The following is a 12456-nucleotide window of genomic DNA, read 5'->3' on the forward strand; positions in this document are numbered from 1 at the left end:
CTCGTCAGGTCTTGTCACTCGTTCCTCCGTTGCCCGCCGGCCGGACCGTGCGCCACGGCGCGAACGCGCTCGCCCCGCGTGGCAGCAGGGCCGCGAGCTCCGGGCAGTGGCGCAGGATCACCGAGTTCATGCCGCCCTTCTCCACCCAGTCGATGCCGAGCGGGGTGTAGATCTCGGGCCGGTAGTCGACCGTCAGGAACCGGTCGCTCTGCAACCGGCGGCTGGCCATCAGGATGAAGACGCGGAACGCGGTGTCGCTGAACCCGAACCCCGTCGGCGGGTTCTCCGCGAACAGACCCACCACGGTGTCGATCTCGTCGACCGAGCGGTAGACGTCCTTCAGCCGGGCCACGGTCTCCGGGTTCTCCGACAACTCCTCGAAGGAGCGCAGACGCGGCTTGTGCAGGCCCGCCCGGAAGTCGTTGTAACGGGGCACGCCCCGCCGTCGCGTCCGCACCAGATCGACCACCGACAGATCGATGATCTCGCCGTCGCGCTCGAAGCGCTGCAGCGAACGCGGGAAGTTGTGCAGTGTGATCGCACCGGGATGGGCGATGCCGAACGAGTACAGCGCGTTCGCCAGCCCCGTCTTGCGGATCTGCGTCTCCGCCGCGCCGCCGTGGATGTCCGGGAAGCCCACCGTCTCCAGGCGCTGCCCGAAGCTGTGCTCGCGCAACTCGAAGTCGTCCGGGATCAGCGGGTGCATGCGGTAGACGGTCGTGAAGTCCTCGGTCAGCGAGTACGGCGCCGCGTGGTGGTCCGGCAGCGTCTTGGGGATACCGGTCAGCGAGTGCGCCTCGAACAGCCACAGCCCCAGCTGGTTCAGCCAACTCTGCGGCGGGCCCTGCCAGTTGGTCTTCAACGCGATGTCGATGGCTTCGGTGCCGAGGATCGCCGGCGTCCACTCGACGGTGTGGATCTTGGCTATCAGCGCGGAGACCACCAGCCGTGCCGTGTGGTAGATCCGTTCCTCGCTCATCGACGGGTACGCGGCGCGCAGCGCGTCGCACACCGCGTTGTGCTCGCGCGCGAACAGCGTGTGCATCGCGCTGAGGCCCATCCACCAGCTCTCGTTGAAGCCCGTGAGCGGCACGCCGTTCGCCCCGCCCGGCAGATGGCCGTCCTCCAGACGGAGTCCGGCCCCGCCGCCGGGCTCACGCAGGAGGCGCGCGGTCTGCTCGTCCCCGCCGTACACCTCCGAGCCGTCCCACCAGTGCGAGGCGTAGTTGCCGAACAGGATCGGCGGACGGCCGCCCGGCTGCTCCAGCCCCTCGTTCTCGGCGATCCGCATGACGTTCTCGGCGGGCCCGCCGGGAGTGTTGTGCCACGGCCCCGAGCCGGGTGGCAGCGGCACCTCCACGCTGCGCTCGCCGAGCTTGTAGCGGCGGTGGTTGACCCAGTCGTGCACCTGGAACTGGATCCAGGCGGCGGCGAGCACGTTGAGCGAGGTCGCCGGGACGAAGCTCTCCCGGTACAGGAGCTCGCGGCTGACCGTGACCGGGTTCGGCACATCGAAGAGATCCGGCCGGTAGTCGGGCCTCAGATTGCGTCCGAAGGCGGAGCCCACGGCCCCCATCCCCGGGTCGGACAGATCGTTGTACGTCCCGTCGTACGAACGCTCCGCGCGCAGCCGCTCGGGAACCGGTGCCGGAACGGGCTGGGTCTTCGGCGGGGCCTCGCGCACCTCGGTGTCGATCAGATTGAGCCGTCGCAGCACCTTCCGCAGGAACACCAGGTTCAGCAGGCTCAGCCGCACGGGCAGCCGGTGCCAGGGTATGTACCGGTTCAGCAGCGCGAAGGCGGTGCCCACGGGCTGGTCGAGCAACCGGTTCCGGAGCGGCTCCTCCGTGACGAAGCGCAGGCCCAGCCGGTGGGCGCTGCTCGCCTGGTACGCGGCCTTGCGGGCCCGGTTGATGTTGCCGAGCGGCCTGAACTCGTCTGTCGTGTACCAGGGGTTGAAGGCGAGTTCCTCGATCCGCCGGGCGGCGGCACGGGCCTCGGCGCTGCCCAGGTCCTGGCGGGGGAGGGTGAGCCGGGCGATCGGCAGCGCGGGCGCGACGGAGTCCCGCCACTCGACGGAGGCGTCCTCGACCGGCGTGTACCGCTCGTCCACGTAGCGCTGCACGCACAGCTCGAACACGACGTCCGTCTTCGCGATCCGCTGCGCGAACTCCCGTCGCAGGAACTCGGGGTCGCCGCGGTCGGTGGTGACCGCGGGAGGGGTGCCCGGTGCCGGACGCAGCAGATAGCGCACGGGGCCGGCGTCACCCCACAGCATGGCGCCGCGGCTCCAGTACGTCTCCGTGGCGAGGGAGGTGACGGTGCGTCGGGTGGCGGCCCGGATGTTCCTCCGCATCCTGTTGGCCGTCCCGAGGCCCACGGCCAGCGGCAGCTTCACGAACAGCCCGAACGCCTTCCGCAGGGGGCTCTTCGCCCCCGCCATGGCCTTGGCGAAGGCCACGAACTCGCGTGCGTCGCGGGCGTGCGAGACGGGGTGGCTGGTCGCGAGCAGGTCGTGACTCACGCCCTCCGACACCCGTACCCGCACAGCGGCCCCGCGCAGATCGGGCGCGCCGTCGCCCTGCCGGATGCCGCTCGCGTTGGACAGTCGTACGGTGGCCGGGTACTCGGCGCCGGGCTGTGCGAACCCGACGCGGAGGGCGGGGGGCAGGTCGTCGTGGAAGCGGAGGCGGGCGTTCTCCACGCCTGCCGGGGACTTGGCGTGCAGGGTTCGGGCGGTCGCGCCGCCTCCGGCGCGGCGGTTCCTGGCCTGGACGTCCATGATGTCCCGGGCCAGCCGCTCGAACACGAGGCGTTCCGCCTCGGGGCTGCCGCCTTCGTACCGCTCGTATTGCCGGTTCTGCTGGTGCTGCCTGTGCTGCTGCCTGTCCTGCTGCCCGGACTCTGCCATCTGCCGTTTTCCTTCGTACGTACGGATGCGGACGTGACGGGGGCAAAGTGGGGGCCCGCACACGCTATCGGCGAGAACCTGCCGTCGGTAGCGATGGTTCGCGCCATCTCGTACATCTGTGAAGGACGGGGCGGAGGGCGGCAAATGGGCATGTCAAGGGTGTAGTCGAACGTGTATGGGAGTAGCGGTGGGCGCATGCGCCCCAGCAGCCCCACGGGTGGGACGCGGGGGTGGCTCTTTTTCTCGCCCCCGCCGCCCCTACCCATTCCCGTCCCCCGGGGGCTGCGCCCCCAGACCCCCGCTGTCGGCCTCGCGGCCTCGTCCTCAAACGCCGGGCGGGCTGGAGATCCAGCCCGCCCGGCGTTTGAGAAGCGAGGGCCGGGAGCCGGACCCCGAAACGGGGTCGGGGGCGGAGCCTTGAAGGAGGGTCCGGGTGTGGCCCTCAGCAGGGTTTGGGGCGCGGCCCTCAAGCATGGGTCGGGGTGGAGCCCCAAAGCATGGTTGGGGGCGGACCCCGAAGGAGGGCCCGGGGCGCGGCCCCCAAGCACGGGCCGGGGCGGAGCCCATGGTTGGGGGCGGAGCCCGAAGAAGGGGTCCAGAGCGCGGCCCCCAAGCATCGGCCGGGGCGGAGCCCATGGTTGGGGGCGGAGCCCTGAAGGAGGGTCCGGGGCAGTGGCCCCCAAGCACGGGCTGGGGCGGAGGCCACCGCATGGGGCGGGGCGGAGCCCATGGTTGGGGGCGGAGCCCTGAAGGAGGGTCCGGGGCAGTGGCCCCCAAGCACGGGCTGGGGCGGAGGCCACCGCATGGGGCGGGGCGGAGCCCATGGTTGGGGGCGGAGCCCTGAAGGAGGGTCCGGGGCAGTGGCCACCAAGCACGGGCCGGGGCGGAGGCCACCGCACGGGCCGGGGTGGAGCCCACCGCATGAGGCGGGGCGGAGCCCGCCGCATGGGGTGGGGCGTGGTCCCGGAGCGTGGGCTCTGGCGCGGCCCCGGGACCCTGGGGGTGTGGGGGCGCAGCCCCCTTGGCCGGGGTCGAAGGGGCGGCGCCCCTGGGGATGGGACGGGTAGGGGCGGCGGGGGCGAGGGAACTACTTGGACGACTCGACCGCGTGGCCGCCGAACTGGTTCCGCAGCGCGGCGATCATCTTCATCTGGGGAGAGTCGTCCTGCCGGGAGGCGAAGCGGGCGAACAGCGACGCCGTGATCGCCGGCAGCGGCACGGCGTGGTCTATGGCCGCCTCCACCGTCCAGCGCCCCTCACCCGAGTCCTCCGCGTACCCCCGCAGCTTCTGAAGGTGCTCGTCCTCGTCCAGCGCGTTGACCGCCAGGTCCAGCAGCCAGGAACGGATGACCGTCCCTTCCTGCCAGGAGCGGAACACCTCACGGACGGAGGTGACGGAGTCCACCTTCTCCAGCAGCTCCCAGCCCTCGGCGTAGGCCTGCATCATCGCGTACTCGATCCCGTTGTGGACCATCTTCGCGAAGTGCCCGGCGCCCACCTTGCCCGCGTGGACGTACCCGTACGGTCCCTCCGGCTTGAGCGCCTCGAAGATCGGGTGGAGCCGCTCGACGTGCTCCTTGTCGCCGCCGACCATCAGCGCGTAACCGTTCTCAAGGCCCCACACGCCGCCGGACACGCCCGCGTCCACGAAGCCGATCCCGCGCTCGGCCAGCTGCTCGGCGTGCTTCTCGTCGTCCGTCCAGCGCGAGTTGCCGCCGTCGACGACCGTGTCACCGGGGGAGAGGAGACCGGACAGCTCGTCGACGACCGACTGCGTGGGGCCGCCCGCGGGGACCATCACCCACACCACCCGCGGCGCATCGAGGCTGCTCACGAGTTCCTGGAGGCTGCTCACGTCGGATACGTCGGGGTTGCGGTCGTAGCCGATGACGGTGTGGCCCGCGCGGCGGATCCGCTCGCGCATGTTGCCGCCCATCTTGCCGAGACCGATGAGACCCAGCTTCATCGATGCCATGTCAGTTCACTTCTCCTTGAGCGTTGCGAAGCGTGCGGTAGGCGGCCACCAGCGCGGCGGTCGAGGGGTCGAGACCGGGGACGTCAGCGCCTTGCGTCAGCGCCGGTTCCACGCGCTTGGCCAGGACCTTGCCCAGCTCGACGCCCCACTGGTCGAAGGAGTCGATGTTCCAGACGGCTCCCTGCACGAACACCTTGTGCTCGTAGAGGGCGATGAGCTGGCCCAGCACCGACGGGGACAGTTCCGCGGCCAGGATCGTCGTCGTCGGACGGCCGCCGCGGAACGTGCGGTGCGCCACCTGCTCCTCGGGCACGCCCTCCGCGCGTACCTCCTCGGCCGTCCTGCCGAAGGCGAGCGCCTGGCCCTGTGCGAACAGGTTCGCCATCAACAGGTCGTGCTGGGCGGCGAGTTCGGGGCCCAGTTCCGCCACCGGGCGAGCGAAGCCGATCAGGTCGGCCGGGATCAGCTTCGTTCCCTGGTGCAGCAACTGGTAGTAGGCGTGCTGACCGTTCGTCCCCGGCGTGCCCCACACCACCGGACCCGTCTGCCACTCCACCGGATGCCCGTCGCGGTCCACCGACTTGCCGTTGGACTCCATGTCCAGCTGCTGCAGGTACGCCGTGAACTTCGACAGGTAGTGGCTGTACGGCAGCACCGCGTGCGACTGCGCGTCGAAGAAGTTGTCGTACCAGATCCCCAACAGGCCCAGCAGCAAAGGAGCGTTCGACTCCGCCGGCGCGTTCAGGAAGTGGTCGTCGACCAGGCGGAACCCGTCGAGCATCTCCCGGAATCGGTCGGGGCCGATCGCGATCATCAGCGACAGGCCGATCGCCGAGTCGAACGAGTACCGCCCGCCGACCCAGTCCCAGAACTCGAACATGTTGTCCGGGTCGATCCCGAAGCCGGTGACCTTCTCGGCGTTCGTCGACAGCGCCGCGAAATGCCGGGCCACCGCCTTCTCGTCGCCTCCCAGCCCGGCCAGCAGCCAGGAACGGGCCGACGTCGCGTTCGTGATCGTCTCGATCGTCGTGAAGGTCTTGGAGGCGACGATGAACAGCGTTTCCGCCGGGTCCAGGTCCCGCACCGCCTCGTGCAGGTCCGCGCCGTCCACGTTCGACACGAAGCGGAACGTCAGGTCGCGCGCCGTGTACGGGCGCAGCGCCTCGTACGCCATCGCCGGACCCAGGTCGGAGCCGCCGATGCCGATGTTGACGACGTTCCTGATCCGCCTGCCGGTGTGGCCGGTCCAGTCACCGGAACGCACCCGCTCGGCGAACGCGCTCATCCTGTCCAGCACGGCGTGCACACGCGGCACCACGTTCTCGCCGTCGACCTCGATCACGGCGTCCCGCGGGGCGCGCAGGGCGGTGTGGAGGACGGCCCGGTTCTCCGTGATGTTGATCCTCTCGCCGCGGAACATGGCGTCCCTCAGACCGAACACGTCTGTCGCGGTGGCCAGTTCCTGGAGGAGGGCGAGGGTCTCGTCGTTGATCAGGTGCTTGGAGTAGTCGATGTGCAGGTCGCCCACGCGGACGGTGTAGCGCTCGGCGCGGCCCGGGTCCGCCACGAACAGCTCGCGCAGGTCGGGGTGGAGCATCACGTCCGCGCGGTGGTCCCGCAGCGCGGTCCACTCGGGGCGCAGGGTGAGCCGGGAAACGTCAGACATGGGCGGTGGCCCCCTTGACGGCCTCGGCCTCGCCGCGCAGGGCGACGGCGTACATCTCGTCGGCGTCGAGACGGCGCAGCTCCTCGGCGATCAGCTCCGAGGTGGGGCGCACCTTCAGGGCGAGGGTGCGCGCCGGCTGTCCCGGCAGGGTGAGCGTGGCCAGCGGGCCCTCGGGGCGGTCGATGACGATCTCGCCCTTCGCGGTACCGAGACGGACCCCGGTGACGACCGGCCCGGCGGTGACCACCCGCTCGACGGGCACCCGCAGCCGTGCCTCCAGCCAGCGCGCCAGCAGCTCGGCGCTCGGGTTCTCGGCCTCGCTCTCGACGGCGGCGGAGGTGATCCGCGTACGGGCCTGGTCGAGGGCCGCCGCCAGCATGGAACGCCACGGGGTGAGCCGGGTCCAGGCCAGGTCGGTGTCGCCCGGCGCGTACGAGGCGCGGCGCTGCTCCAGCGTGGCGAGCGCGTCCTCGACCGCGTACAGGTCCGTGATCCGGCGCTGGGCCAGCGCCCCGAGCGGGTCCTTCGCGGGCACCTTGGGCGCGTCCACCGGCCACCAGACGACGACCGGCGCGTCGGGCAGCAGCAGCGGCAGGACCACGGAGTCGGCGTGGTCGGACACCTCGCCGTACGTCCGCAGGATGACCGTCTCGCCGGTGCCCGCGTCCGCGCCCACGCGGACCTCCGCGTCCAGATGGGACCTGGTGCGGTCGCGCGGGGTGCGGGCGTGCCGCTTGATGACGACCAGGGTGCGCGACGGGTGCTCGTGCGAGGCCTCCTCGGCGGCCTTGATCGAGTCGTAGGCGTTCTCCTCGTCCGTGACGATGACCATCGTCAGGACCATGCCCACAGCGGGGGTGCCGATGGCCCGGCGTCCCTGTACGAGCGCCTTGTTGATCTTGCTTGCCGTGGTGTCGGTGAGGTCGATCTTCATGGCCTGCGCCAGCTCCGTCCGTCTCGTGCGAGCATCTCGTCGGCTTCCCCGGGGCCCCAGGTGCCCGAGGCGTACTGCGCGGGCCTGCCGTGCCGGTCCCAGTACTCCTCGATCGGGTCGAGGATCTTCCAGGACTCCTCCACCTCCTGGTGGCGGGGGAAGAGGTTGGCGTCGCCGAGCAGTACATCCAGGATCAGGCGTTCGTACGCCTCCGGGCTGGACTCCGTGAACGACTCGCCGTACGCGAAGTCCATCGACACGTCCCGGATCTCCATCGAGGTACCCGGCACCTTGGAACCGAAGCGCACGGTCATCCCCTCGTCCGGTTGCACGCGGATGACGATCGCGTTCTGGCCGAGCTCCTCGGTGGCCGTGGAGTCGAAGGGGGAGTGGGGCGCCCGCTGGAAGACCACCGCGATCTCGGTGACCCGCCGGCCCAGGCGCTTGCCCGTGCGCAGATAGAAGGGGACGCCCGCCCAGCGGCGGTTGTCGACCTCCAGTTTGACCGCCGCGTACGTGTCGGTCTTCGAGTTCGGGTCGATGCCCTCCTCCTGGAGGTACCCGGGCACCTGCTCGCCGCCCTGCCAGGCGGGCGCGTACTGGCCGCGTACAGTGTGCGCCCCGAGGTCGTCCGGGAGCCGCACGGACTTGAGGACCTTGAGCTTCTCGGTGAGCAGCGACTCGGCGTCGAAGGCGATGGGCTCCTCCATCGCGGTCAGCGCCAGGAGCTGGAGCAGGTGGTTCTGGATGACGTCCCGGGCGGAGCCGATGCCGTCGTAGTATCCTGCCCGCCCACCGATGCCGATGTCCTCCGCCATCGTGATCTGGACGTGGTCGACGTACGACCTGTTCCAGACCGGTTCGTACATCTGGTTCGCGAAGCGCAGCGCCAGTATGTTCTGGACGGTCTCCTTGCCGAGGTAGTGGTCGATGCGGAACACCTGCTCCGGGTCGAACACCTCGTGCACGATCGCGTTCAGCTCGCGGGCACTGGCCAGGTCGCGGCCGAACGGCTTCTCGATGACCGCACGCCGCCAGGAGCCCTCGGGGGCGTCCGCCAGGCCGTGCTTCTTCAGCTGCTGGACGACCTTCGGGAAGAACTTCGGCGGTACGGACAGATAGAAGGCGAAGTTGCCGCCGGTGCCGCGCGAGGCGTCCAACTCCTCGACAGCCTCGCGCAGTTGCTTGAACGCGTCGTCGTCGTCGAAGTCACCCGGGATGAACCGCATGCCCTCGGCGAGCTGCGTCCAGACCTCCTCACGGAACGGCGTACGGGCGTGATCGCGCACCGCGTCGTGCACCACCTGCGCGAAGTCCTGGTCCTCCCAGTCGCGGCGCGCGAACCCCACGAGCGAGAAACCCGGCGGCAGCAGACCGCGGTTGGCCAGGTCGTACACGGCCGGCATCAGCTTCTTGCGGGACAGGTCACCGGTCACGCCGAAGATGACCAGGCCCGAGGGGCCCGCGACGCGGGGGAGACGGCGGTCGCGGGGATCGCGCAGCGGGTTGGCCAGGTAGGCCTCGACCGCGTCCGCCAGGGCCCCGGTACCGGTGAGAACCTCGTCGCTCATGCCCCCTCAACTCCCTTCCTGCTCAAGGAGGTCGAGACCGCGCGCAGCAGCTCCCGCCAGGCGGCCTCGAACTTCGCCACACCCTCGTCCTCCAGCTGCTGGACGACCTCGTCGTACGGGATGCCGAGCGCCTCCACGGCCGACAGGTCGGCCCGCGCCTGGGCGTAGCCGCCGGACACCGTGTCGCCCGTGACCGCGCCGTGCTCGGCGGTGGCGTTCAGCGTGGCCTCCGGCATGGTGTTGACCGTGCCCGGCGCGACCAGCTCGTCCACGTACAGCGTGTCCTTGTACGCCGGGTCCTTCACACCGGTGGAGGCCCACAGCGGACGCTGCTTGTGGGCGCCCGCCGGGACGAGCGCGGTCCAGCGGGCGGAGGCGAAGACCTTCTCGTACGCCTCGTACGCGAGACGGGCGTTGGCGAGGGCCGCCCTTCCCTTCAGGGCGAGGGCCTCGTCCGTGCCGAGCTTCGTCAGCCGCTTGTCGATCTCGGTGTCGACACGGGAGACGAAGAAGGAGGCGACGGAGTGGATCGCGGACAGGTCGAGGCCGGCTGCCTGCGCCTTCTCCAGACCGGCGAGGTAGGCGTCCATGACCTCGCCATAGCGCTCCAGCGAGAAGATCAGCGTCACGTTCACGCTGATGCCGAGGCCGATGACCTCGGTGATCGCCGGGAGCCCGGCCTTCGTCGCCGGAATCTTGATCATGACGTTCGGGCGGTCCACCAGCCAGGCGAGCTGCTGGGCCTCGGCGACGGTCGCCGCCGTATTGTGCGCCAGGCGCGGGTCCACCTCGATGGAGACCCGGCCGTCGCGCCCGCCGGTCGCGTCGTACACCGGGCGCAGGACGTCGGCGGCGGCTCGGACGTCGGCCGTCGTCATCATCCGTACGGCCTCGTCGACCGTCACACCGCGCGCGGCCAGACCTGCGAGCTGTTCCTCATAGCCTTCGCCGGAGCCGATGGCGGCCTGGAAGATGGACGGGTTGGTGGTGACACCCACCACGTGCTTCTTCTCGATGAGTTCGGCGAGACCGCCGGACGTGATGCGCTCGCGGGAGAGGTCGTCGAGCCAGATCGACACGCCCTCGTCCGAGAGGCGCTTCAGGGGTTCCGCGGCCGTGCTCGCCACGGTTGCTTCGGTGGTCACAGTGATCATCTTCCTTCAGGCGCTCGCGTCAACCGCGGACAGTGGTAAGAGATTCCCTTGCGGCGGCGACGACGTTCTCGGGGGTGAAGCCGTACTCGGCGAACAGGGTCTTCGCGTCGGCGGAGGCCCCGAAGTGCTCCAGGGAGACGATCCGCCCTGCGTCCCCGACGTAGCGGTGCCAGGTGAGCCCGATGCCCGCCTCCACCGCGACACGCGCCTTCACGGCCGGTGGCAGCACGCTCTCGCGGTACGCGCGCGGCTGCTCCTCGAACCACTCCACGGACGGCATCGACACCACTCGCGTGCCGACACCCTCGGCCTCCAGCCGCTCGCGCGCGGCCACGGCGACGTGCACCTCGGAACCGGTGGCGATCAGGATCACGTCCGGGGTCCCGGTCGAGGACTCCCGCAGGACGTAACCGCCTTTCGCCGCCTCGGGGTTGGGGGCGTAGGTGGGCACACCCTGGCGGGTCAGCGCCAAGCCGTGCGGGGCCGGGTGGGTGGAGTGCCGCCTGAGGATCTCCGCCCAGGCGACGGCGGTCTCGTTGGCGTCGGCGGGGCGGACGACGTTCAGGCCCGGGATCGCGCGCAGCGAGGCGAGGTGCTCGATCGGCTGGTGGGTGGGGCCGTCCTCGCCCAGGCCGATGGAGTCGTGCGTCCACACGTACGTCACCGGCAGCTGCATCAGCGCCGACAGGCGCACCGCGTTGCGCATGTAGTCGGAGAACACCAGGAACGTGCCGCCGTAGATACGGGTGTTGCCGTGCAGGGCGATGCCGTTCATCTCCGCGGCCATGGAGTGCTCGCGGATACCGAAGTGGATCGTGCGGCCGTACGGGTTCGCCTCCGGCAGCGGGTTGTCCGCCGGCAGGAACGAACTCGTCTTGTCGATCGTGGTGTTGTTGGAGCCGGCCAGGTCGGCCGAGCCGCCCCACAGCTCCGGGATGACCGCGCCGAGCGCCTGCAGCACCTTGCCGGACGCGGCACGCGTGGCGACGGACGCGCCCTCCTCGAAGGCCGGCAGCGCCTGCTCCCAGCCCTCGGGCAGCCGACCGGCGACCACCCGGTCGAACAGCTGCGAGCGCTCCGGGTCGGCCGCGCGCCACTCGTCCAGCTGCTTGCTCCACGTGGCGTGCGCCTCGGCACCCCGGTCCAGGGCCTGCCGGGTGTGGGCGAGGACCTCGTCGGCGACCTGGAACGTCTCGTCCGGGTTGAAACCGAGGACGCGCTTGGTGGCGGCGACCTCGTCGTCGCCGAGCGCGGACCCGTGCGCGGCCTCGGTGTTCTGCGCGTTGGGGGCGGGCCAGGCGATGATCGTGCGCATCGCGATGATCGAGGGGCGCGTGGTCTCGGCCTGCGCCGCCCTGAGCGCGTCGTACAGCTCGTGGACGTCCACGTCACCGTTGAAGGCGGGCTCGATCCGCTGGACGTGCCAGCCGTACGCCTCGTACCGCTTCAGCACGTCCTCGGAGAAGGCGGTGGCCGTGTCGCCCTCGATGGAGATGTGGTTGTCGTCGTAGAGGAAGACCAGGTTGCCGAGCTTCTGATGACCCGCCAGCGACGAGGCCTCGGCGGAGATGCCCTCCTCCAGGTCGCCGTCGGAGACGATCGCCCAGACGGTGTGGTCGAAGGGGGACTCGCCCTCGGGGGCGTCCGGGTCGAACAGACCGCGCTCGTAACGGGCCGCCATCGCCATGCCCACCGCGTTCGCGACACCCTGGCCGAGCGGGCCGGTGGTGGTCTCGACGCCCGCCGTGTGCCCGTACTCCGGGTGACCGGGCGTCTTGGACCCGAACGTACGGAACGCCTTCAGGTCGTCCAGCTCCAGCTCGTAGCCCGCGAGGAAGAGCTGGGTGTACAGCGTGAGGGAGGTGTGCCCGGGAGAGAGGACGAAGCGGTCGCGGCCGGTCCACTCGGGGTCCGCGGGGTCGTGCCGCATCACCTTTTGAAAGAGGGTGTACGCGGCCGGAGCGAGACTCATCGCGGTGCCCGGATGGCCGTTGCCGGCCTTCTGCACGGCGTCGGCCGCGAGAAGCCGGGCGGTGTCGACGGCACGGCGGTCGAGGTCGGTCCACTCAAGGTGATCAGAGGTCTGAGCTGTCTGCGCACTCATCTTCAGGAAGTCCTCACAAAGCGCGTTGCCATTGCCGGTTCGCCTTCAAAACTAAAAGTCTGACTTATTCTGCGAAAGGTCTGCCTGTGTCAGCCTCCGGTGAATGTGGGACACGGACCTCAGGGCAGACTGCCGGGAGGA

Annotated in this window: 7 protein-coding genes; all 7 read right to left on the bottom strand. The window is 70.4% G+C overall.

What is annotated here, in order from left to right; genetic code table 11:
- Nucleotides 1–4 precede the first annotated feature (4 nt).
- On the bottom strand, nt 5–2911 hold the full coding sequence (locus tag ACZ49J_RS16820; RefSeq protein ID WP_467453626.1) for a peroxidase family protein: 2907 nt from the start codon (nt 2909–2911) through the stop codon (nt 5–7).
- A 1087-nt stretch (nt 2912–3998) separates the two neighbouring features.
- Nucleotides 3999–4877: a phosphogluconate dehydrogenase (NAD(+)-dependent, decarboxylating) gene (gene gnd / locus ACZ49J_RS16825; protein WP_467453696.1), complete on the bottom strand. Its 879-nt coding sequence runs from the start codon at nt 4875–4877 to the stop codon at nt 3999–4001.
- Nucleotides 4878–4887: 10 nt separating this feature from the next.
- Entirely contained in the window at nt 4888–6552 is a 1665-nt protein-coding gene (gene pgi / locus ACZ49J_RS16830) for a glucose-6-phosphate isomerase (RefSeq protein WP_467453627.1), read from the bottom strand.
- On the bottom strand, nt 6545–7486 hold the full coding sequence (gene opcA / locus ACZ49J_RS16835; protein ID WP_467453629.1) for a glucose-6-phosphate dehydrogenase assembly protein OpcA: 942 nt from the start codon (nt 7484–7486) through the stop codon (nt 6545–6547). The genes pgi and opcA overlap by 8 nt, the downstream gene beginning before the upstream one ends.
- Nucleotides 7483–9057, bottom strand: coding sequence for a glucose-6-phosphate dehydrogenase (gene zwf, locus ACZ49J_RS16840; RefSeq protein WP_467453630.1), 1575 nt, complete (start codon nt 9055–9057; stop codon nt 7483–7485). The genes opcA and zwf overlap by 4 nt, the downstream gene beginning before the upstream one ends.
- The gene (gene tal, locus ACZ49J_RS16845) at nt 9054–10211 is read right to left on the bottom strand and encodes a transaldolase (RefSeq protein WP_467453631.1); all 1158 of its coding nucleotides are present in this window, start codon (nt 10209–10211) and stop codon (nt 9054–9056) included. Before tal ends, zwf begins: the two co-directional genes overlap by 4 nt.
- Nucleotides 10212–10230: 19 nt before the next feature.
- Complete coding sequence (gene tkt, locus ACZ49J_RS16850) at nt 10231–12315, bottom strand: transketolase (protein WP_467453632.1); 2085 nt, start codon at nt 12313–12315, stop codon at nt 10231–10233.
- Nucleotides 12316–12456 lie beyond the last annotated feature (141 nt).

The organism is Streptomyces sp. NPDC030840 (genome assembly GCF_055572015.1).